The 21264-nt window shown below is 33.6% G+C and carries 24 protein-coding genes; 18 read left to right on the top strand and 6 right to left on the bottom strand.

The window, feature by feature from the left end:
* The 4 genes from kynB (at window position 1) to AC3EMB_RS13555 (ending at window position 3179) form a co-directional block, all read left to right on the top strand.
* Window positions 1-630 (top strand): arylformamidase, encoded by a 630-nt coding sequence (gene kynB, locus AC3EMB_RS13570; RefSeq protein WP_000858074.1) that lies wholly within the window; start codon window positions 1-3, stop codon window positions 628-630.
* A gap of 32 nt (window positions 631-662) precedes the next feature.
* The gene (gene kynA / locus AC3EMB_RS13565) at window positions 663-1502 is read left to right on the top strand and encodes a tryptophan 2,3-dioxygenase (protein WP_000661957.1); all 840 of its coding nucleotides are present in this window, start codon (window positions 663-665) and stop codon (window positions 1500-1502) included.
* Window positions 1503-1621: 119 nt separating this feature from the next.
* Entirely contained in the window at window positions 1622-2539 is a 918-nt protein-coding gene (locus AC3EMB_RS13560; RefSeq protein WP_488517049.1) for a serine hydrolase domain-containing protein, read from the top strand.
* 16 nt (window positions 2540-2555) lie between these two features.
* Window positions 2556-3179, top strand: a complete 624-nt coding sequence (locus tag AC3EMB_RS13555) for a Pr6Pr family membrane protein (protein ID WP_029442517.1) — start codon at window positions 2556-2558, stop codon at window positions 3177-3179.
* A gap of 101 nt (window positions 3180-3280) precedes the next feature.
* Here the strand turns inward: AC3EMB_RS13555 and AC3EMB_RS13550 are convergent, their stop codons facing one another.
* The gene (locus tag AC3EMB_RS13550; protein ID WP_000749154.1) at window positions 3281-3613 is read right to left on the bottom strand and encodes a DUF3889 domain-containing protein; all 333 of its coding nucleotides are present in this window, start codon (window positions 3611-3613) and stop codon (window positions 3281-3283) included.
* A gap of 145 nt (window positions 3614-3758) precedes the next feature.
* On the opposite strand from AC3EMB_RS13550, the gene sleB reads away from it, so the two are divergent.
* From sleB to AC3EMB_RS13515, 7 genes are all read left to right on the top strand, one after another.
* Window positions 3759-4538 (top strand): spore cortex-lytic enzyme, encoded by a 780-nt coding sequence (gene sleB, locus AC3EMB_RS13545; protein WP_001249053.1) that lies wholly within the window; start codon window positions 3759-3761, stop codon window positions 4536-4538.
* Window positions 4539-4553: 15 nt separating this feature from the next.
* On the top strand, window positions 4554-5894 hold the full coding sequence (gene ypeB, locus AC3EMB_RS13540) for a germination protein YpeB (RefSeq protein WP_488517048.1): 1341 nt from the start codon (window positions 4554-4556) through the stop codon (window positions 5892-5894).
* 26 nt (window positions 5895-5920) lie between these two features.
* Window positions 5921-6517, top strand: a complete 597-nt coding sequence (locus tag AC3EMB_RS13535; protein ID WP_000854060.1) for a YhcN/YlaJ family sporulation lipoprotein — start codon at window positions 5921-5923, stop codon at window positions 6515-6517.
* A gap of 106 nt (window positions 6518-6623) precedes the next feature.
* Window positions 6624-6980, top strand: a complete 357-nt coding sequence (locus tag AC3EMB_RS13530; protein WP_075718757.1) for a hypothetical protein — start codon at window positions 6624-6626, stop codon at window positions 6978-6980.
* An 11-nt stretch (window positions 6981-6991) separates the two neighbouring features.
* Window positions 6992-7504 carry a GNAT family N-acetyltransferase gene (locus tag AC3EMB_RS13525; protein WP_141435877.1) on the top strand — a complete coding sequence of 171 codons (513 nt, stop codon included), beginning with the start codon at window positions 6992-6994 and terminating at the stop codon, window positions 7502-7504.
* A 104-nt stretch (window positions 7505-7608) separates the two neighbouring features.
* A complete protein-coding gene (locus AC3EMB_RS13520) occupies window positions 7609-8664 on the top strand; it encodes an aromatic acid exporter family protein (RefSeq protein ID WP_488517047.1) in 1056 nt (351 codons plus the stop codon).
* A gap of 29 nt (window positions 8665-8693) precedes the next feature.
* Entirely contained in the window at window positions 8694-9230 is a 537-nt protein-coding gene (locus AC3EMB_RS13515; protein ID WP_075718761.1) for a DUF1697 domain-containing protein, read from the top strand.
* Window positions 9231-9274: 44 nt separating this feature from the next.
* Here AC3EMB_RS13515 and AC3EMB_RS13510 read toward each other — a convergent pair whose 3' ends face one another.
* Window positions 9275-9679: a hypothetical protein gene (locus AC3EMB_RS13510; protein ID WP_001093141.1), complete on the bottom strand. Its 405-nt coding sequence runs from the start codon at window positions 9677-9679 to the stop codon at window positions 9275-9277.
* Window positions 9680-9888: 209 nt separating this feature from the next.
* Between AC3EMB_RS13510 and AC3EMB_RS13505 the strand changes: the two genes are divergently transcribed.
* Together AC3EMB_RS13505 and AC3EMB_RS13500 are read left to right on the top strand one after the other, a co-directional pair.
* Window positions 9889-11058 carry a ParM/StbA family protein gene (locus AC3EMB_RS13505; RefSeq protein ID WP_000025622.1) on the top strand — a complete coding sequence of 390 codons (1170 nt, stop codon included), beginning with the start codon at window positions 9889-9891 and terminating at the stop codon, window positions 11056-11058.
* A gap of 11 nt (window positions 11059-11069) precedes the next feature.
* The gene (locus AC3EMB_RS13500) at window positions 11070-11405 is read left to right on the top strand and encodes a hypothetical protein (protein WP_001257761.1); all 336 of its coding nucleotides are present in this window, start codon (window positions 11070-11072) and stop codon (window positions 11403-11405) included.
* Window positions 11406-11523: 118 nt separating this feature from the next.
* Here the strand turns inward: AC3EMB_RS13500 and mleBCA are convergent, their stop codons facing one another.
* On the bottom strand, window positions 11524-12378 hold the full coding sequence (mleBCA, locus tag AC3EMB_RS13495; protein ID WP_488517046.1) for a BCA family alpha/beta fold macrolide esterase: 855 nt from the start codon (window positions 12376-12378) through the stop codon (window positions 11524-11526).
* 256 nt (window positions 12379-12634) lie between these two features.
* On the opposite strand from mleBCA, the gene AC3EMB_RS13490 reads away from it, so the two are divergent.
* Window positions 12635-13561, top strand: a complete 927-nt coding sequence (locus AC3EMB_RS13490) for an NADP-dependent oxidoreductase (RefSeq protein WP_000644577.1) — start codon at window positions 12635-12637, stop codon at window positions 13559-13561.
* 127 nt (window positions 13562-13688) lie between these two features.
* On the opposite strand, the gene pdxR is transcribed toward AC3EMB_RS13490, so the two are convergent.
* Complete coding sequence (pdxR, locus tag AC3EMB_RS13485) at window positions 13689-15122, bottom strand: MocR-like pyridoxine biosynthesis transcription factor PdxR (protein WP_078400584.1); 1434 nt, start codon at window positions 15120-15122, stop codon at window positions 13689-13691.
* Window positions 15123-15270: 148 nt separating this feature from the next.
* On the opposite strand from pdxR, the gene AC3EMB_RS13480 reads away from it, so the two are divergent.
* The 3 genes from AC3EMB_RS13480 to AC3EMB_RS13470 all read left to right on the top strand — a co-directional run bounded on the left by AC3EMB_RS13480 (window position 15271) and on the right by AC3EMB_RS13470 (window position 18241).
* A complete protein-coding gene (locus tag AC3EMB_RS13480; protein ID WP_000234338.1) occupies window positions 15271-16188 on the top strand; it encodes a DMT family transporter in 918 nt (305 codons plus the stop codon).
* 199 nt (window positions 16189-16387) lie between these two features.
* Complete coding sequence (locus AC3EMB_RS13475; protein WP_075718771.1) at window positions 16388-17551, top strand: FAD-dependent oxidoreductase; 1164 nt, start codon at window positions 16388-16390, stop codon at window positions 17549-17551.
* A 24-nt stretch (window positions 17552-17575) separates the two neighbouring features.
* Complete coding sequence (locus AC3EMB_RS13470; RefSeq protein WP_016081346.1) at window positions 17576-18241, top strand: TetR/AcrR family transcriptional regulator; 666 nt, start codon at window positions 17576-17578, stop codon at window positions 18239-18241.
* Between the two features lie 88 nt (window positions 18242-18329).
* Here AC3EMB_RS13470 and secY read toward each other — a convergent pair whose 3' ends face one another.
* Both secY and AC3EMB_RS13460 read right to left on the bottom strand, forming a co-directional pair.
* The gene (gene secY / locus AC3EMB_RS13465) at window positions 18330-19634 is read right to left on the bottom strand and encodes a preprotein translocase subunit SecY (protein ID WP_488517045.1); all 1305 of its coding nucleotides are present in this window, start codon (window positions 19632-19634) and stop codon (window positions 18330-18332) included.
* Between the two features lie 354 nt (window positions 19635-19988).
* On the bottom strand, window positions 19989-20456 hold the full coding sequence (locus AC3EMB_RS13460; protein ID WP_000589636.1) for a VOC family protein: 468 nt from the start codon (window positions 20454-20456) through the stop codon (window positions 19989-19991).
* Window positions 20457-20707: 251 nt separating this feature from the next.
* Between AC3EMB_RS13460 and AC3EMB_RS13455 the strand changes: the two genes are divergently transcribed.
* Entirely contained in the window at window positions 20708-21229 is a 522-nt protein-coding gene (locus AC3EMB_RS13455; RefSeq protein WP_088023978.1) for an AraC family transcriptional regulator, read from the top strand.
* The last annotated feature ends 35 nt before the right edge of the window (window positions 21230-21264 follow it).

The raw sequence follows: 21264 nt of genomic DNA, 5'->3' as shown, positions 1-21264 counted from the left end.
ATGAAAACATCAGAGTGGATTGATATTTCACAACCGCTAAATAATAATATTGCAACGTGGCCAGGAGACACACCGTTCTCGTATGAAGTTTCATGGTCAAAAGAAGAAAGTGGCTCAGTAAATGTCGGAAAGTTAACGATGAGTATTCATACAGGCACTCATATTGATGCACCATTTCATTTTGATAATGATGGAAAGAAAGTATTAGATTTAGATGTTCAAGTTTATGTTGGCCCAGCACGGATTATTGACGTTTCTAATCTTGAAAGCATCGGGAAAAAGGAATTAGAAAGCTTTCATTTAGAAGGTGTAGAACGATTATTATTACGTACATCTTCACATGGAAAAGCTGAAGAATTTCCAGAGGTGATCCCTCATTTACGTGCAGACATAGCGTCGTTTCTTTCAGAGAAAGGTATTCGTTTAATCGGAGTAGATGTACCATCAGTTGATCCGCTAGATGATAAAGAATTAGCAGCGCATCATCAATTATTTAAACATGGAATTCATATTTTAGAAAATGTCGTACTAGATCATGTAGCAGACGGTGATTATGAACTTATTGCATTACCACTTGCATTAACTGATGCAGATGGAAGTCCAGTTCGAGCCGTTATTAGACCAATATAAGTAGAATCATATAAAAGGGGCGTTTGGCTAATATGAAAGAAAATGAAAAAGTAATTATGGAAAAAGGGATTCATACGGATTTTAAAGAGAATATGACGTATGGGGAGTATTTACAATTAGATAGTTTACTATCTTCTCAAAAAAGATTATCGGACCATCATGATGAAATGTTATTTATCGTTATTCACCAAGCAAGTGAGCTTTGGATGAAGCTCATTTTACATGAGCTAAATGCGGCGATTGAATCTATTAAACAAGATAAATTACAACCAGCTTTTAAAATGTTAGCACGTGTATCAAAAATTCAGTCTCAAATTATTCAATCTTGGGATATTCTTGCGACATTAACACCATCAGAATATATTGAGTTTCGTGATTCACTCGGTCAAGCTTCAGGTTTTCAATCGTATCAATATCGTATGATTGAGTATGCACTTGGCTATAAAACGCCACACGCATTAAAAATTTATGAAAAGGATCCAGAATTACATGCACGACTTCATAAAGCGCTACATGCACCAAGTCTATATGATGTCGCGATTCAAGCATTAGTAAAAGAAGGATTCCCTATTCATAAAGATGTGTTAAACCGTGATATTACGCAGCCTTATGAAGAAGATGCAACAGTAGAAGCAGCGTGGTTAGAAGTATATGCGGATGTGAAAAAATATTGGAATTTATATCAGCTTGCTGAAAAATTGATTGATATTGAAGACTGGCTACAACAATGGCGTTTCCGTCATATGAAAACAGTAGAAAGAATTATTGGACATAAAATGGGAACAGGTGGATCCTCCGGTGTTTCTTATTTAAAACGAGTACTTGATCAACAATTCTTCCCAGAGCTTTGGAATGTTCGTACGAAATTATAAAAATAAACCTGTCAGTTCATTATGGCTGACAGGTTTATTTTTATTTGAGCACAATTATGTTTAAAATGAAGGAACAAGATATAATAAATGGAGTAACTATTTAAATGGAGGTAAAGTTTTTGGATTTCAAGCAACTAGAAAATAAATTCGAAAAGAAAAAAGTGAATACATTTCTTGTTTATCAAAAAGGGGAATTAACAACTGAGTACTATAAAACACCTGAATGTGCAAATAACTTATATAAAATAAATTCGATTACAAAAAGTATTGTATCTTTATTAATTGGTATTGCTCTTGATAAGAGCTATATAAATGATATACATACACCGATTACAGAGTGGATTGAAAATGTACCTGGGGAAAAACATGATTTGACGGTTTATCACTTATTAACAATGACTACTGGTGAGGATTGGAAAGAGTTTGGAAATGGAGTAGTATTCCCAAATGACTTTGTAGAATCAGAGAACTGGGTGCAGTACATATTAGAAAAGCCAATAATTGAAGAACCCGCTAAAAAAATGAATTATAATTCAGGTTCTTCTCATTTACTGAGCTATATTATTCAAGAAGCTACTGGAATGTCGACAGAGCGGTTTGCAAAGAAATATTTATTTGATCCATTAGAAATTAACGAATACGAGTGGCAACAAGATCCGCAAGGTATATATGTCGGCGGCTTCGGTATGAAAATGAAATCTACCGATTTATTAAAATTAGGAAAGTTATGTTTGCAAAATGGATATTGGAATGAAAAAGAAATTGTATCAGCGAAATGGTTAGAAGAGTCAAGTAGGGCTCTATTTGAAACATATGAACATGTCGGTGCATATGGATATCACTGGTGGGTATTACATAACGGAAGATTTCACATACCGTATTGTATATATTTTGCTATGGGATACGGCGGACAATACATCGTTATCATTCCTCAGTTAGAAATAGTAGCAATTATAAGTAGTCATATGCCAAAACGTGGGCTTGTTCCATTAAAACTATTTATTGAGCATGTACAGGGAAATTCTAATTATATATAAGAAAAGGGGGGAATGTATGAAGGATGAAAAAATTTTATCTTTATTTAGATTATGTTTAAGTCTTCTAGTGTGTAGCGCCATTGTTACGCAATTCATAATTAGGGCACAAGTGAAGCCGTTTAATCCAGTTAACTTTTTTAGTTTCTTCACCATTGAAAGTAACATTTTAGTTGCATGTATTCTCCTTTTAAGCAGTATCGGAACAGCTACATTTGGTCGCTCAGAACAGTTTAGTATACTTCGTGGTGCGGCAACGGTATACATACTTACGACAGGACTCGTTTATTTTTTGTTACTAAGAGGGTTAGAAGAGTCACTTCAAACGGCAATACCATGGGTAAATACTGTGCTACATTATATCATGCCGATTGCAATGCTTTTAGATTGGATTTTAAATCCACCTATTAAGAAAATCACTTGGAAACAAGCTGCAAGTTGGCTCTTATTCCCGTGTTTTTACGTTGTATATAGCTTAATACGTGGTCCAATCGTGAATTGGTATCCATATCCGTTTTTAGATCCGAGAATAGGTGGATATGGTAAAGTACTTTTATATAGCATAGGGATAGCTGTAGTAATTGGCGCTATTTGTATATTGGTAAGATTTTTAGGGAATCGAAACTTTAGGAAAAAATTTTAGAAATGCAAGGAACCCCACTGTTTCCATTTTTAACAGTGGGGTTTCATTTTATCCCGCATTAACGGGCAGCCCGATTGGTGAGGGCTGATTAAAGTTTCACTTTATCTACTCGTCTTCTGAAACGACAACTTTATAAATTTCTCCGTCTTCGTTTCAAATTCTACATCAACAAAAACACCATATTCTTTTCCATCTTCACGTAACCACAATTTAAATTTTTCAACAGTTATTTGAACTGTTTTTGGTTTTCTACCTATATGAAGATAGTCAATAATTTCTGCTTTTGGGTATTGTTCTTTCGTCTTTTCTACGGCAAGTTTACCCCATTTGGCATACGGCGGCTGCGCATGAACAATTGATGAGCCTGTATATATATTTGAACATGTTGTTAGGAACAGAATGACGAGTGCGACACGTTTTAACGATTTCTTCATGATGAACTCCTTTCATCCTTTTTTTATATTGTTTACATATTTTTTCAACGATATTAGTTTGGATTTTTTTGTCTTCTTTACATAAAAGCGAGGCTTTTACAAAACATAACCAAGAAATCATTTCCGTAATTAAGGAGGGAAAATTATGCGCCAAAAAGCTATTTTTAAAATAGCAGTTTTACTTGCGTTCATAGGACTGTCTTTAATGGTCAGTAGTATACAACTAAAGAATGTAGAAGCTTTTTCTAATCAAGTTATTCAAAGAGGAGCATCTGGCGAAGATGTCATTGAACTGCAATCTCGTTTGAAATATAACGGATTTTATACGGGAAAAGTGGATGGTGTTTTCGGATGGGGTACATACTGGGCACTTCGGAATTTTCAAGAGAAATTCGGATTACCCGTTGATGGTTTAGCTGGAGCTAAAACGAAGCAAATGCTCGTGAAGGCAACGAAGTATGACAAGTCAACTGCTAATAAAGGGACAACAACGAATAAAGGAAATAGCGGCGGAACTGCACAAGAGAATAAACCACCTCAAAATAAAGGGACAAATGTTCCGAACGGTTATTCTCAAAATGATATTCAGCTTATGGCAAACGCAGTATACGGAGAATCACGTGGTGAACCGTATTTAGGACAAGTTGCGGTAGCTGCCGTTATTTTGAATCGTGTTACAAGTGCGTCATTCCCAAATACTGTTTCAGGTGTAATCTTTGAGCCTAGAGCATTTACAGCAGTAGCCGATGGACAAATATATTTAACGCCAAATGAAACAGCAAAAAAAGCAGTTTTAGATGCGATTAACGGATGGGATCCAACAGGAAATGCTTTATATTATTTCAATCCAGATACTGCGACTAGTAAATGGATTTGGACTCGTCCACAAATTAAAAAAATCGGTAAACATATTTTCTGTAAATAGAGCGGAGGTGGGACAATGTTACGAGGTATTATCATTGTATTATTAACAGTCGGTGTAGTAGGAACAGGCTATTGGGGCTATAAAGAGCACCAAGAGAAAAATGCGGTTTTAATTCGAGCGGAAAATAGCTATCAACGTGCATTCCATGATTTAGCATACGAAGTCGATTTATTACACGATAAAATTGGCACAACACTTGCGATGAATTCACGATCATCTTTATCACCTGCATTAGCGGATGTATGGCGTTTAACATCTGAAGCTCGCTCAGATGTAGGACAACTTCCTTTAACATTAATGCCATTTAATAAAACGGAAGAATTTTTAGCGAATATCGGTGATTTCAGTTACCGTGCAGCCATTCGTGATTTAGAAAAAGAGCCGTTAAATGAGCAAGAATATAAAACGCTACAAACTTTATATTCAAATGCAGGAAATATACAAGATGAACTAAGAAAAGTACAACATCTTGTTTTGAAAAATAATTTACGCTGGATGGATGTAGAAATGGCACTTGCATCAAATCGTGATCCAGCAGATAACACAATTATTGATGGATTGAAAACTGTAGAGAAAAACGTAACATCATATTCTTCTACAAACTTCGGACCGACCTTTACAAGTGCGCAAAAAAATAAAAAAGGCGGATTTGAAGCGGAAGGAAAGGCAATTTCTAAAGATGAAGCGGCGAAAATTGCCAAATCGTTTTTGAATTTAAAAGGAAATGAAAAAGTAGATGTAGAGAAAAGTGGAAAAGGTGCGAAAGAATCCTTCTATAGTGTGAAAATTAAAGATGAAGCAACGAACAATGAGTTCTATATGGATATTACCGGAAAAGGCGGATATCCAATTTGGGTTATGAATAACCGCGAAATTAAAGAACAGAAAGTTAGTTTAAACGATGCAGGTAGTAAAGGTTTAAAATTTTTAAAGGACCATAAGTTTAATAATATGGAGCTTTATGATAGCTCACAATATGATAATGTTAGTGTATTTACGTATGTAGTAAATGAAAATGGAGTACGAATTTATCCAGAAGCAATCCAAATGAAAATTGCTTTAGATGACGGTTCTATCGTAGGGTTCTCCGCAAAAGAATATTTAGCGTCACATCAAAAACGAACAGTTCCATCGGCAAAGCTAACTGCAGCAGAAGCAAGAAAGAAAATCAATCCGGATGTAAAAGTAATGGAAGAACGTAAAGCTGTAGTAGTTAATGATTTGCATAATGAAGTACTTTGCTATGAATTTGTAGGTACTTTAGGAAAAGATACGTACCAAATATTCATTAATGCTAATAGCGGGGCCGAGGAAAAGGTAAAGAAAATGCAAGCTGTTGAAAAAATTTATGATTAAACCTTAAAAGTGAAGTGGTGAAAATAATGAAAACTCTAATATATATATTAATGCTTTGCTTCGTTATAACTGGATGCAGTATTGGAACAAAAGAAAACCCAAACGAAAAGCCGGAACAAAAAAATGTTTCAATGAAAAATGTTAATTATACGAATAAATCCAATAAGCCAAATGAAAAAGCGGCAGATCATTTAGCATCTTTAGCAGCAAGTGTGCCAGGTGTGAATGATGCGACAGCGGTCGTTGTTGGAAAATATGCTATTGTAGGTATAGACGTAAAAGCAAAACTTGATCGAACTCGTGTTGAATCAATTAAATATTCTGTTGCAGAAAGTTTAAAAAATGACCCTGACGGTGCTAATGCAGTCGTTGTAGCAGATGTTGATACGTATGAACGCCTCAAACAAATCGGAAAGCAAATTAAAAAAGGAAAAACAGGTGAAGGTATACTAGATGAATTAGCGGCTATTGTGGGACGAGTAATGCCACAAGTTCCAAATGATATGATTGAAAATCGAGAAACGAATCCAATTAAAGATAATGATAAACAATTACCAAAAGATGAAGAACAAGAGTTAAGAAAAGAACAGGATGATCAATCAAATAATCATTTGAATAAATGAAATTAGCCTCGTACTTAATTGTGCGAGGTTTTTAAGTATAATATTAAATATTCAGTTTATTTTTAAGGGAATATATGGTTTAATTATGATGGGAGGGACAACTGTTATGATGAAAAAAAGCGCATGTATATTGTTTAGTTTATGCTTAGGTTTCAGTATGACAGCGTGTGAAAAGAGAAAAGAAGCGAAAAATCAAACAGCAACTTCTTCTACTGTGATGGAAAGGCAACAGAAAGAATCTATCAATATAAATCATTTCTCGAACATAAATGAAGGAATGACTTATACAGAAGTGAAAGATTTAATTGGTTTTGAAGGGGATTTACTTATAGAAGAAGGGGTAGAACATTCTACACAAATTAAACAAATTTTTGCTTGGAAAGGAAACGATCCAAATTCATTTGTTGAAATTACCTTTTTAGATGGAAGAGTGCATTCAAAAGCACAGCAAGGTATAAGTTAATAAGCTAAAAAATGGGAGAGTTTAGCATGAACATACACACAGGGGAAATTCAATTAGTTCCGTATAAGGAGAAATATAAAGAAGTTATACAAACATTTACTTTACCAAGTGAACAAGTTCAGTTTACAGCAGATCCAAGCGCATTACTGGAAAAAGCAAAAAGTGATCGTACAAAAAATGTGATTGTTATTTTAGATTACAATAGGGTACCGGTGGGTCTTTTCGCATTGGAAACGGGAGATAGAGTAAAGGAGTTCACAGATAATGAGGATGCTTTACTTTTAACGTCATTTTCTATTAATCACAATAGACAAAGAAAAGGATTCGCTAAAAAGTCATTGTTATTATTAGAAGAGTTTGTAAAACGCTATTTTCCAATAAAAAATGAAGTTGTACTTGCTGTGAATGAAAGAAATATTCCTGCACAAAATTTATATGCAAAAGTGGGCTTCGAGGATAAAGGTTTTAGAAGAATGGGACCAATTGGCCAACAAATAATAATGCATTTACCTATAATGAAATAATGAGATAGAAAACTTACTCTTGAATATTCACGTAGTAGGTTTTTTTATTTTAGTAATATATAATATATGTATATAAAATGAAACAGAAATGAAGGATATAAAAAATGAATCAAGATAGAAAATGGAATATCGTTGGGGGAAGAGTGATTAAAACTGGGATTGCAGTTTTTCTTACAGTGTTAGTTTGTGAATTTTTTAACATTCCAACTATTTTTGCTGTAATAACAGCAATTGTTACAATTGAACCAACTGCAACAGACTCAATAAAAAAAGGGCTTATTCGCTTTCCGGCCTCAACAATTGGATCGGCATATGCCATGACTTTCACATTTTTCCTAGGTCACCAAGCAATTTCTTATGCATCAGCTGCAATGTTTACAATCGTAACATGTCAAAAACTAAGGTTACACGCGGGAACTTTAGTCGCAACTTTAACTGCTGTAGCTATGATTCCAATTACGGCAGATCATTATTTTACTGCATTTTTAATTCGTTTAGCTACTACATCTACTGGTATTATTGTATCTACTTTAGTGAATTTTTTCATTTTCCCACCCCACTACACGAAAACGATTTTTGGATGTACAGAGGATCTATTCGCTAAAACAGCAAATATTATGGAAGAATGGATTACTGCATTAGTTGCAGGAAAAGGTATGAAAAAGGAGACTGCTCAGGATTTATCTAAATTGACTGTATTATTGCATAAGGCGATACAATTTGTTCAATATGAGCAGAAAGATTGGAAATATCATCAACATACAAAGAAGGAAATGAGAAGCTTTTTAATGATGCAGAAGCAACTTCATATATTACAGCAAATCATTTACCATATAGATAATTTAGCTCGGGTATCAATTGAGACTTGTGACTGGTCACAAAGTGAAAGAGAAATATTACAACGAACAATTCATTCTATAATTGCTATATTGAGAAACCATTGTAATGAAATTGATGAGGAACATTTCAAACTTATTGCTGAATTAGATAAGCAATTTTGGAGTTATAAAAATGATTTAAAAGATTTTAAACCAAATCATTATCATCACCATTTTTTAAGTGAATCTATTGTTTTATTTGAGGTATTATCTATTCATGATATGTTAGAAGAATTAAAACAAATATCCGAGAAATATGAGTTGGAAAATCGATTCAATTGATAAGTTCATTTTATTGTGGGGGGGATAATATGACACTTTATATTGCATTACTAAGAGGAATCAATGTCGGTGGCCATAAAGTAATCAAAATGGCTGATTTAAAACGAGTGTTTGAATCAATAGGGTTAAAACAAGTGAAAACATATATACAAAGTGGTAATATCGTGTTCGAATCTGAGGAAGGTATAAACTTTCTAAAGGACCGAATACAATCTGAACTAAAAAAAGAATTTGATTTCGATGTTCCAGTCATGCTAAGAACACATGATGAATTTATAAATATTATTAAACAATGCCCGTATGAAGTTCATTCATTGTTAGAAGGAGAAAGTGTTCATATTGCTTTTTTAGCTAATGAACTTTCTGAAGAAGAGAGTAGTCAATTGCTTACATTTAAAAGTGAACTTGAAGATTGCTATATAGATGAGAAGGTCGTTTATTTATTGTTCAAATATAGCATTCGAAATTCTAAATTAATGAACCAGTTTCAGAAGTTACATACACCAGCTACAGTTAGGAATTGGCGGACTGTGAATAAATTAAAAGCAATTGTAGAGAGTATGTAAATATAAAAAGATGAGGTTTTCTACATGTAGAAAACCTCATCTTTTTACTTATATTGTTTTGCAACTATGAGTTCGACAATAGGATAAATAAAGAATGAAGAGCAAATTGCGATGAACAGAGGGAGGTTTTTAACGCCATCTAAATTAGCCCCCATAGAAAATCCTTCGGAGAAGATTAATAAAAGGAACATTACAACTACAAGCACAAAATACGCAATTTTAAAGCTTTTATATGTAATTTGTTGGCCCATTTCATCTTGACTTTCTTCTGATACACCGTGGGGATCTCCCCAAGTAATGTGATTAATTAAATTACTAAGTATTAACGAGATAGCAAAAATCGTACCACCCAAAATAGAACCTTCAGTGATGTATTTATATGTGCCATGTACTAGTATTGCAATTAATGCTAAAACAATGATTATAAAAATAGTTTTTTTAGTATTCAATAAATAATTGCCCCCCTCGATTGTAAAAAACTCTTTACAAATATAAGTATAAAATTGGAAAAGTATCATGTCAAATACTTTTTACATATAATATGTAAGTATGCAATATTTTGGTTTTATGATAAATAAAAAATTACAATACATTTGAATGTAAAAGAATGGGCTCGCATATATTTGGAAGGGATGTCAGATTAATTTAGGGGGTAGTTATGTCTATACTTTTAAAAGCTGGTGCAGATGCAGGAAACAACGGTTTGAAGTTAATGGTGAAAGGGCAAGACCCTATTTTTATTCCGAGTATTTATTCTTTATATATAGGTGAGCCGACAGGACTCTTAGATGAGGTAGATGTTTCATTATCTGAATTAGAAAACCACATTGATGTGACTATAAGTTCGCCATCGTTAATGCTAAATAATGTACGATACATCGTTGGAGAAAAAGTCATTCAAGATCAATTAAAAGGTACTGAGGTAGAGAAGAAATCAAATAAGTCAACGGATGAGTTAATGGTTATTACAATACTATCAGGTTTGGCGGTAAGCGCTATGCGTCAAAGTCCAACTTCTAGCCATATTAATATTCGATATGATTTATCTGTCGCTCTTCCTATGCAGCTTATTACACAAGAAATAGCTGCTGAAAATGCAAAACGTTATATGGGAAATCATAAGGTTATTTTCCATTATCCGAACGGACGCGATGTGACAATTAATGTTTCAATTGAGTATTGTAAATGCCTGCCTGAGGGTGCTTCTGGGACGTGGGGCATTGTATACGATGAAGAAGGAAATGTTGTGAAACATAAAATAGAATGTGAGCAAAATCAAGTTTCTGAAATTGATTTTGTAGATAAAACTCTACTCTCTTTTGATATTGGTGCAGGGACGACAGAAGAAGTCGTTTCATTAGGGGTAAATTTCCGTCCGCAACTAAGTAAAGGTTTATCTTATGGTGTAAAAGAGACGTTACTACAAATCATTACGAGATGGAACCGGAAGTATCCAACTAAGACGATTGATAGTATTACAGAATTCAATCAAATTTATTTAAATGATAAGCATCCGAGAAATACCTTATTAGTTGAGGAATCACAGCCAGCGCTATTAGGTTTAGCAGCACGTGTTGCAACAGATATTATAAATAAAATTGATGATATGAAAGACGATCCATACGTGTTTATTTATGGCGGGGGTGCAGTAATTATTAAAAACAGTTTAAAAATGATTTTAAAGCAAAAAGGACGACTCAAAAATGTAATCTTTGTAGATAATCCGTTATTTACAAATGCACGAGGATTATTAGTTTATACTTGTTCGCCAAAATATAGAGAGCATAAGCAAAAAGAGTTAGGATTTACAAACTTAACGATAAGTTAGTTGGTGGAAGTATGCGATCTAGGCGATATAAACGTGGTGATCGAGTAAAAATCAATATTCATAAATCGGTATCACCTGAAATGCTTGCGTGGCTGAATAAACAATCAAATCCAACTAATTTCTTCTTTTTTGCTGCGCAGCAATTATTTAAACAAGTAGGAGATATTGACGTTTCAAAAGCTTTACCAAGCAGCCATGTTTTCTCATTATATGTGGAGCCTTCATCCTTATTAAAAGTCGAAGTAAACCCTTTTAAAAACATGACACTAGAAGCAAATACATCCACCGAAAATGCAAAAAAAAAATTATGGGAATCTGTTGATCAATTAGATTGTCCATTTTTTTAAACATAGAAAAATATAAGAAGTCCCATCACTATACATACGAATACAGTGATGGGTTTTTGTTTGTAAATGGAAGGGGGCACAATACAATTTGTGCCCCTTCTGTTAATTATTTGTTTGTCTAAATTTCAGATGTATGTTTAGAAACCGCAGTAATTATGCTTTCCCAATCATTTAGATGATTTTCATGACCTGCCCCTTTAAGAGTTAATAGTACTGAGCTTGGAATTTCATCAATTAGTGCGAGGCCATGTTCAAATGGGAGTGCTGTATCGTCTGTTCCATGAATAACCAATGTTGGTGATTGTATGGAGTGAAGTACACCTTCATATGCATCATCACCTTGAAGTAAAGCGTGATTAAACATACTTAATAAATTGTTTGCGCGTTCTATTTCTTGTTTTACTTGTGTATAAACTCTATTTTCATCAAATATTCGTTCTGATCCACATAATAGACGAGATCCTGAAACTAAATACTCTGCCACATCATTTTTATTTGTCCAATCAATACTTGCGCTCTTTACATGATGTGTTAAAATCCTTTCATCCATTGGGGGTAAATCGCGAGTATTATTATCAGATCCTATTACACTAGTCGCTAGTAAAGTTAGCGTCAAAATTCTTTCGGGATGTTTTACAGCGGCAATTTGAGCAATCATACCACCTAATGACATACCAAAAAGATGGGCTTTATCAATATGATAAGCGTCTAATACCCCGATTACATCTTCAGCCATATCTGTTACTGAATAATTTGAAGTGCCAGGTTCATATGTAACAGAGCGTCCAACATCGCGATTATCAAAGCGAATAACAAATTTTCCTGTGTTCGCCAACTGTTCACAAAATTCTTCATCCCAATATATCATTGAACAAGTAGCTCCCATAATTAATAAAATAGCGGGATCATTAGAGTTACCGAAGCTTTCTGTACATATATCAATACCGTTTATTTTAAATATCTTTTCACTCATAAAGTTAGCCCCATTTCTTTTGAATTTAATTAATAATACAGTTTTGAATAATTCTAAGATGTGTGTAAGATTCTTTTTGAAATTCATCCCGCTATTTGCCGGGCAGTAAGAGCCCGATTGGTGAGGAATGATTAAAGTTTTACTTTATAATGCTTTATGCATAATTACCCCCAAAAATAAGTATATGGTAATTCAAGGCAAAAAATTTTGAGAAATAATTGTATGTTATTAAAATAAACAGTAAGGAGGAGAGGAAATGAAAGCAATTGTTATTGATCGATATGGCAGTGTTGAAGAATTAAAAGAAAGACAAGTTTTAAAACCGGTTGTTAAGAATAATGAGGTATTAATACGTATTCATGCAACATCTGTTAATCCAGTTGATTGGAAAATAAGAAAAGGTGACTTACAAGAACAGTTACGCTTTTCATTTCCAATCACTTTAGGATTAGATGTAGCTGGAGTTATTGAAGAAGTTGGAGAAGATGTAGAGTGTTTCAATATAGGAGATAAAGTGTTTACGAAACCTGAAAATATAGGAAGCGGCTCTTATGCTGAATTCATTGCAGTACAATTAGATTTAGTATCACATATGCCTAATAATATTAGTTACGAAGAAGCAGCTTCTATTCCTCTTGCAGGACTTACAGCGTGGCAAAGTCTTGTAGATTACGCAAAAATAAAAGAAAATGACCGTGTATTCATTCATGCCGGAGCTGGTGGCGTTGGAAGTTTGGCAATCCAAATCGCAAAATCATTTGGAGCTTTTGTTGCAACGACTGCTAGTAGAAAAAATAAAGAATTTTTACAGTCTTTAGGAGCGGATCTCGTTATTGATTATAAAAAAGATAAATTTGAAGAACTAGTATCAGATTTTGATATTGTGTTAGATACAATAGGTGGCGAAGTGCAAGAAAAAAGTTTTCGAATTATTAAACCTGGTGGTGTTCTAGTTTCCATTGTTCATGAACCACTACAAAAAGTAGAAGGAATAAAATCAGGATTTTTATGGCTAAAACCAAATGGAAAACAATTAGAAGAATTATCAGCTTTAATTGTAAACGGGAAAATCAAACCAATCATAAGTAAAGTGGTGCCATTTAATGAAGCAGGAGTTCGAGAAGCTCATATTTTGAGTGAAGGACAACATGTTAGAGGAAAGATTGTAGTTAAAGTGGAATGATAATCAAGATTACAGCTTATAGAGTAACTAGATTTGAATAACGAAAAAGCTCAACAATAAATAATATCCCATACTATACATTTTCATTTGCAGGTATTATTTATTGTTGGCTATTGTGATATTACTTCTAATAAATACTGTTTCGTATTGTATCGTGTAATTTCTCTAATCCAATTTCCATATCTTTCTCGTTTAACATTGAATAGCTAATTCTTAATTGGTTATCATTTGTTTCGTAATTTAATAGACAAGCTGTTCCTGGTAAAAAAGAGACATCTACTTCATTTGCTTTTTGTAATAAGGTAAAGGGATCTATCGAATCAGGCAGTGTCACCCATAAATTAAAACCGCCATTTGGTATTTCAAAGTTTAGTTCTTTTAATGGCGATAATATATCAATTGTTAAATCACGTCTCATTTGTAAAGCTGTTCGTAATTTTTCTAAATGATTTTTCATACGTTCCGCACGTAAAAACGGTAGAAGTGCCTTTTGTGTTAATAAAGGACTACCGATATCCATTGAACCTTTCACTGCATATAGCCACTCAAAAATAGGGCCATCGGCAATAAGTGCTGCAATACGCAATCCTGGTGCTAACGTTTTACTAAATCCTTTTATATATATTACGTGGCCATCTTTATCAAAACTTTTGATTGGAGGTGGTACTACAGCATCTTCAAAATATATTTCTCCGAAAGAATCATCTTCAATGATAAAAAATTGATATAGCTCCGCTAGTTCTATAAGTTCCATTCTTCGTTCTTTACTCATTACTGTACCTGTCGGGTTTTGGAAGGTCGGATTCGTATACAATAAAACGGGATTTTTACTTTGACAAATATCATCAATTAAGTCGGAGCAAACTCCATGATTATCAAGAGAAACAGGAATGATTTGAACACCTTTATTGATGAAAACATCAAGCGCGGCACTGTAACACGGACTTTCTACTAATACAGTATCTCCAGGTTTTAATAATGTTTGAGCAATTAAATCAATTCCTTGTTGTGCTCCGCTTGTAATTAATAATTGAGATGGGTCCGTCACTAATTTCTGGTGTTCATTTAAGTAATTTGCTATTTCAACTCGCAATTCATAATCGCCTTGAACTGGCCCATAAGTTGCTAACAACATCGGATTTTTATCCAGCAATTTATGCATTTCATCTGCCAAAAATGGATTTGGTAACAGACGAGGATACAGAATTGCTTGTGAAAAATTATAATATTTAAGGTGCTTATTCATTGCATATTGAGAACGCATAACATTAATCGTTTTCGTTTGTTGCCATTTATACGGAATTGGTTTGAAATCTTTCTTTACCCGTTTATATATGTAAGCACCTTTTCCTTGTTCGATGCGTATATACCCTTTCGTTTCTAACTGTTTATACGCTTTACGAACTGTTAATACATTGATTTGTAAATCTGTGGCCATACAACGTAAAGAAGGAAGAGATTCACCATGTGAAAGCATACCACTTTGTATTCTGTCAACAATTTGCATATATATTTGCTTGTAATACGGTATGTTTGTTTCTTTACGCAACACAATCTTCATAGGTTCACCTATTTTTCTTTTTAATTTAATTAAAGCGAAAAATATATAGGGAATCAACTACAACTTGAAGTAACTGTTATATGTACCGATACACTGTTATACACCATAGCCTCTATACTCATTTTAAGAGTAAAAAGGAGGAAGTAAAATGGTCATTTTTAATTACATTTTAGTATGTATTATTTTCGGGACAACATTTTTAACGATTAAAATTGGAATTGAAGCAGGGGCGCCACCGTTGTTTTCAGCAGGAATTCGCTTCTTTTTAGCGGGTATAATCCTTATGATTATTTTTAAATTAAAGCGAAAAGAAATTATGCCACATATATTTTCAAAACGTATTATGTATGCTGGATTTTGTTTAACATTTATGACATTCGCAAGTTTATATTGGTCAGAACAATATATTTCTTCGGGATTAGCTGCTGTTCTTTCTGCTACGGGACCAATGATGATTTTATTAATACAAGCAAAGAGGAATAGGGAGAAATTACAAAAGGAACAACTCGTTGCTTTAGTTATTGCACTAATAGGTGTTATATTTGTTTCTTTACCAGGAATGCATCAACAAGTAAGTTTCATATGGAGTATTGCTTGTATTGTTTTAGTTATAGGAGAGTTATTTTACGGAATAGGCTCTATTCGTTCAAAAGAAATACTTTCAGATTTATCAAATGTATCACCATTTCTTATTAACGGAATTCAAATGTTTTATGGAGGGATTTTACTACTAATCGCATCTATTATTGTAGAACAACCAAATGTAACTGTATTAACTTCATGGAGTGTACAATGGCCTATTTTATATCTCATATTTATCGGATCGATCGGTGGACACGGATTATATTACTGGCTCTTATCAAAAACAAACCCAGTATTTCCATCGACGTGGTTGTATGTATCACCATTAATAGCAATTATCGTAGGGTATATCGTATTAGGAGAACCCTTAAATCCTACAATGGGAATGGGGGCTTGTTTCATTTTGATAGGTGTATTTTTAGCAAACCGTACAACAATTGGAGCTTATTTTAAGCAAGGGAAGCTATTAAAGAAGGAGCTTTAAATAGAAACGACTGAAGTGTTTTGAGAACTTAAATAAATAGATGACACAAAAAACATGCTATTACTAATTTGTAGCATGTTTTTCTTATTGGAGCCGTTACCGTAATTTTCCTGGATAATAACGAACACTGTACTTTACGAACAGTGTTCGTTATGTTATAAATAGAACAAGTAATTCAAAAACATGTAAGGTGTGATTAATGATGGAAAGAACGAAAAATACGAAAAAAAGAATTGCCATTATAGGCGCTGGACCAGGAGGATTAACATTAGCTCGTATATTACAACAACATGGTTTAAAAAGTGTGGTGTATGAAAGAGAAACATCCCCAATGAGTCGTCAACAAGGAGGTTCATTAGATATCCATCATGATTCTGGTCAAGAAGCGCTAAAAGAAGCAGGATTGTTAGAGAAATTTTATGAATTTGCTAGATATGAGGGAGAAGATTTTCGCTTATTTGATAAAAGTGGAAAAATATATTTAGATGAAGAAGCAGATTCAGCTGGCGGAGATCGTCCTGAAATTGATCGTGGTACTTTGCGTGAGTTGCTTTTAAACTCTGTTGATTCAGAATGTATACATTGGGGATATAATTTAATAAAAGCCGTTTCTCTAGAAAATGGTATGCATAAACTTCATTTTGAAAATGGACATGTAGATATTGTGGATTTAGTTGTAGCGGCAGATGGTGCTTTTTCACAAATTCGCCAACTTGTCACAGATTCGGCACCGCAATATACTGGAATTAGTATGATTGAATTGAATTTGCAAAATGTCACGGAAAATCATCCGGGAATAGCGGAGTTTAATCGACGTGGTAAAGTCTTTGCACTTTCGGATCAAAAAGGTATTTTGGCACAGTTAAATGGAGATGACAGTATTCGAGTATACTTAAGTTTTAGAACTAATAAAGAATGGCTTGATAATTGTGGGATTCCATTTGAAAATGTAGAAGAAGCAAAGAGTCAACTTCTACAATATTTTGAGGACTGGGATGAAACTCTTAAAAATTATATTAGATGTGCAGATGGTGCAATTTTTCCTAGACGAATTTATATGTTACCTGTGGGGCTAACTTGGAATAGTACACCTGGTGTTACTTTAATTGGTGATGCTGCTCATTTAATGTCTCCATTTGCTGGAGAAGGTGTGAACCTAGCTATGCGTGATGCAGCAGAACTTGCACTAGCTATTGTAAAGTATGACGATTTGAACGAAGCAATCAAAACTTATGAAGGAAAAATGTACGATTATTCTTCACAATCTGCTGCTATCTCAAATGATAACCTTGAAATTTGTTTTTCAGAAGATGCTGCTATTAAAATGTACAATCTTATGAATCAACTTCATGGACAACAATAAAACTGGATGTAATTAAGGAGAACTATGGAAGAGAAAACAAATACAACGAATAGCCGTCGTTCGCGACCAGCAAAAGAACCATTGAGTAAAGAAATCATTGTGAAAACCGCATATAACCTCCTGGAGTCTGAAGGAATATCAGGTCTTAGTATGAGAAAAATTGCAAAAGTGCTAGATACAGGACCATCTTCTTTATATGTTTATGTTAAAAATGCTGATGAATTAAGAGCGTTTGTATTAGATTATGGTCTAGGAAAGATTGAAGAAATAGATGTCAAAAATGAAACATGGAAAAAAGAATTATTTGAACTTGTATATTCATATTTCAGAATTTTGTTCAATTCCCCTGGAATGGCAGAATTGGCTTTAATGACAATTCCAATTGGACCAAATTCGTTAGCTCTTACCGAACAGATTTTGCACCAATTACACCTAGGAGGAGTAAATGCGAAATCATCAGCATGGGGAGTAGATATTCTACTGTTATATGCTGCTTCAGTCGCCTTTGAACAAACAGCACGTAAAGAAAAGGGAACTACACTTGACGCAATTCGTGCTTCGTACGAAACATTAGATGTAGTAAAGTATCCGATGATTGTAAGCTTAAAAGATGATATGTTGTCTGGTGGAGAAGAAAGGTTCCGCTGGGGATTAGAAGTTGTACTTCAAGGTATTTTACATGCGCAATAATAAGGATTTTAAAATCGAGAATTAATGGCGATATTTATATAAAATAAAAAACACACTATGTCTTTAAAATATAGTGTGTTTTTTATAATTAATTCACTTTTTTAATAAAGCCTTTATAATGACGTTTTACAAGCTGGCTTTCTAACGTCTTCATAGTTTCTAGTGCTACACCGACAATGATAAGTAAGCTTGTACCACCAATTTGAGCAGAAGGTGGTAACGTAGCAATTTTCGTGAATACGAGCGGTAATATAGAAATTACACCTAAGAAAATTGCACCAATAAATGTTAAACGGTATAAAATTTTAGTTACATATTGTTCAGTTGCTTTACCAGGACGAATACCAGGAACATATCCATTTTGCTTTTTCAAATTCTCAGCCATTTGTTCAGGATTTACTTGAATAAATGCGTAGAAGTATGTGAAAGCAACAATAAGACCGACATAAAGTGTCATTCCAATTGGATGTGCGAAATCAAGATTTGCAACTAACCATTTTGATACGCTTGAATCAGGGAAGAGCTGCGCAATTGTACGCGGCGTCATTAAAAATGCAGAAGCAAAGATAACTGGTATAACACCAGCACTATTTACTTTAAGCGGTAAATGAGTGTTTTTTGCTCCTTGATATTGATTGTTTCCTGAAACAGCTTTTGCATATTGGATCGGTATTTTACGTACAGCTTGTTGAATGTAAATAACACCAACAACTATCGCTAAAATTATGAGTCCAATTAAAACAATTTTTATTATTTGCATAAATAGCTGATCGCCAGCATTTTGGAATTGTTGTAAATAAATTTGATTTGCAACATTTGGAATCGCGGCAACAAGACCTGCGAAGATAATCATCGAAATACCATTACCAACTCCGTTAGCGGTAATTTGTTCGCCTAACCAAAGTAAAAATGCAGTACCTGCAGTTAAAACTGTCGCAATAAATAAGTATGTAGTCCAGCTTTGATCTGTTATTAATTGTCCACCTGCTATATTATTAAAGCCATAAGACATTCCGATGGCCTGTATGAATGCGAGAATGATTGTAAAGTATCGAGTGAATTGAGCTGATTTCTTACGGCCCATTTCTCCTTGCTTTGCCCATTCCGAAAATTTAGGTATAACATCCATTTGTAGTAACTGTACTATGATGGAAGCTGTAATATATGGTGTAATACCTACAGCAAAGATTGAGAAGTGTTGCAATGCTCCTCCGCCAAATACGTTTAACATACCTAGAACGTTAGCTTGATCTTGTACTTTTAATACCTCTGCGTTAGTATGAGGAACTGGAATAAACGTGCCAATTCGAAAAACGATTAACATCGCTAGTGTAAAAAGGATTTTCCTTCTTATCTCAGATACTCTCATGAAATTTGAAATCGTACGAAACATTATGTCGCCTCCTATATTTTTATCAGTAAAAAACTGATTATTATACCCTATGAAGTAACCACAAACCTCCTTCCGCACTAAATTCATTTGACAAATGGATTTTCATACACTTTGTAGTTTTCACGGATATAAAAATATAAGGTGTTATATAAGCGACCTATACACTTCACGTAATCATTCAATACCCATAATATATCGAATAAATTAACAAATGTACATACATACGCATTAAAAATGAATAAATAGGGTCATTTTTTACATTTATTTAATGATAAATTGATAGGACATTACTATTCAAGATTGTTATACATGTTATAAAAATAAAAGCGAGCCATTATGATTTATAACTAATATTCATTCAAATGTGTCAGCTAATAGTGTCTCCCAATCTTTAAAGGATAATTTATCATTTATATGTTTTAGTGCGTTAGGTACAAAAATATGACAAATAAGTTCTAAGCTATTACCATCTGGATCAATAAAATAAACAGATGCATTACCTTGATGTGGACGGACAAATGGTTCAATAGATTCATTACTCCCAAACGGAACAGCTTTAATTTGAAGTGAGTGTAACCAATGTAATGATTCTTTTAAATCCTCATAGGAAACTCTAAATGCAATATGACGTAAAGAAGGATGATATTTTGTTTCGTATTCAGAGCCCGCCCATAATCCCAGCCAACTTTTCCCGTCCTCAATCCAAAAGAATGCTGTTGATTCATCGCTCCAGGCTAACTTCAACCCTAGTTTTTCATAAAATTCGATAGATTGTTGTAAATTACTCACTGGTAAATGCGCTTCGTATATTCCTTTAATCAATTAAAATCCTCCACCTTTTTATTTTCTTACAATTAATATATCGATTTAAAAAGAATGTAAAATCAAATAAAAGTATGAAAGTACATACTACTTTAGTAGTAATAGTAATCAATTATATTTCAATTCAAATTCATCGCCCGCTGATTAAAGTTTCACTTTATGTGATTAGAAAATTCTTTTTGTTTAAGAAGGAATAAATATTAAAGAAAGCTAAATAAACAGTGTACGTATTTATAGGGGAGAAGATGTAAATGAAAGTTGTTATAAAAAAATTACCACCATTAGAAGTAGCGTATATAAGACGAACTGGTAGCTACTTTGAACCGCAAGATCATTGGGGAAAGTTACTGAACTGGTCAATTGAAAATAAACTGTATCCACCAGAGCAATCATTTATCGGAATATCATTAGATAATCCTGAACTTGTTGCAAGTCATAAGTGCCGGCATGATGCATGTGTTACGATTCCTGAAAACTTCGATAAAGAAAAGTATCATGATGTGCAATTTAAAAGATTAGATGGAGGTACATATGGTCTATACCAGTTCTATGATGAACCTCATAAATTAAGTGAAGCGTATCAATACATGTATGCAGAGTGGCTACCAAATAGTGAGTATGATGCAGATTATGATAGAGATAATTTAGAGTTTTGCTTAAATAATGTTGCTGAAGATTTAGAAGGAAAGTTAAAGGTTGATTTATTTGTGCCAATTAAAAACATACAAAAAACAAATAACTTCATTTGTGGCTTTAAAATGAAATTGGAATAGTAGTGAAAGAAAATCTGTTTTCGAAGATAATATTT

Source organism: Bacillus sp. LQ16 (assembly GCF_057784645.1).
The sequence above is the reverse complement of the archived record's forward strand: the minus strand, read 5'-3'. Positions and strand labels throughout refer to the sequence as shown.

Excerpts from the sequence above, each read along its gene's own strand:
- secY (WP_488517045.1), bottom strand. The coding sequence starts at position 19,634 with ATGTTTCGTACGATTTCAAATTTCATGAGAGTATCTGAGATAAGAAGG.
- kynB (WP_000858074.1), top strand. The coding sequence starts at position 1 with ATGAAAACATCAGAGTGGATTGATATTTCACAACCGCTAAATAATAAT.
- AC3EMB_RS13500 (WP_001257761.1), top strand. The coding sequence starts at position 11,070 with ATGCGATCTAGGCGATATAAACGTGGTGATCGAGTAAAAATCAATATT.
- AC3EMB_RS13535 (WP_000854060.1), top strand. The coding sequence starts at position 5,921 with ATGAAAACTCTAATATATATATTAATGCTTTGCTTCGTTATAACTGGA.
- AC3EMB_RS13555 (WP_029442517.1), top strand. The coding sequence starts at position 2,556 with ATGAAGGATGAAAAAATTTTATCTTTATTTAGATTATGTTTAAGTCTT.
- AC3EMB_RS13480 (WP_000234338.1), top strand. The coding sequence starts at position 15,271 with ATGGTCATTTTTAATTACATTTTAGTATGTATTATTTTCGGGACAACA.
- AC3EMB_RS13475 (WP_075718771.1), top strand. The coding sequence starts at position 16,388 with ATGATGGAAAGAACGAAAAATACGAAAAAAAGAATTGCCATTATAGGC.
- AC3EMB_RS13530 (WP_075718757.1), top strand. The coding sequence starts at position 6,624 with ATGATGAAAAAAAGCGCATGTATATTGTTTAGTTTATGCTTAGGTTTC.
- AC3EMB_RS13455 (WP_088023978.1), top strand. The coding sequence starts at position 20,708 with ATGAAAGTTGTTATAAAAAAATTACCACCATTAGAAGTAGCGTATATA.
- AC3EMB_RS13490 (WP_000644577.1), top strand. The coding sequence starts at position 12,635 with ATGAAAGCAATTGTTATTGATCGATATGGCAGTGTTGAAGAATTAAAA.
- AC3EMB_RS13550 (WP_000749154.1), bottom strand. The coding sequence starts at position 3,613 with ATGAAGAAATCGTTAAAACGTGTCGCACTCGTCATTCTGTTCCTAACA.
- AC3EMB_RS13520 (WP_488517047.1), top strand. The coding sequence starts at position 7,609 with ATGAATCAAGATAGAAAATGGAATATCGTTGGGGGAAGAGTGATTAAA.
- AC3EMB_RS13505 (WP_000025622.1), top strand. The coding sequence starts at position 9,889 with ATGTCTATACTTTTAAAAGCTGGTGCAGATGCAGGAAACAACGGTTTG.
- sleB (WP_001249053.1), top strand. The coding sequence starts at position 3,759 with ATGCGCCAAAAAGCTATTTTTAAAATAGCAGTTTTACTTGCGTTCATA.
- pdxR (WP_078400584.1), bottom strand. The coding sequence starts at position 15,122 with ATGAAGATTGTGTTGCGTAAAGAAACAAACATACCGTATTACAAGCAA.
- kynA (WP_000661957.1), top strand. The coding sequence starts at position 663 with ATGAAAGAAAATGAAAAAGTAATTATGGAAAAAGGGATTCATACGGAT.
- mleBCA (WP_488517046.1), bottom strand. The coding sequence starts at position 12,378 with ATGAGTGAAAAGATATTTAAAATAAACGGTATTGATATATGTACAGAA.
- ypeB (WP_488517048.1), top strand. The coding sequence starts at position 4,554 with ATGTTACGAGGTATTATCATTGTATTATTAACAGTCGGTGTAGTAGGA.
- AC3EMB_RS13525 (WP_141435877.1), top strand. The coding sequence starts at position 6,992 with ATGGGAGAGTTTAGCATGAACATACACACAGGGGAAATTCAATTAGTT.
- AC3EMB_RS13515 (WP_075718761.1), top strand. The coding sequence starts at position 8,694 with ATGACACTTTATATTGCATTACTAAGAGGAATCAATGTCGGTGGCCAT.
- AC3EMB_RS13470 (WP_016081346.1), top strand. The coding sequence starts at position 17,576 with ATGGAAGAGAAAACAAATACAACGAATAGCCGTCGTTCGCGACCAGCA.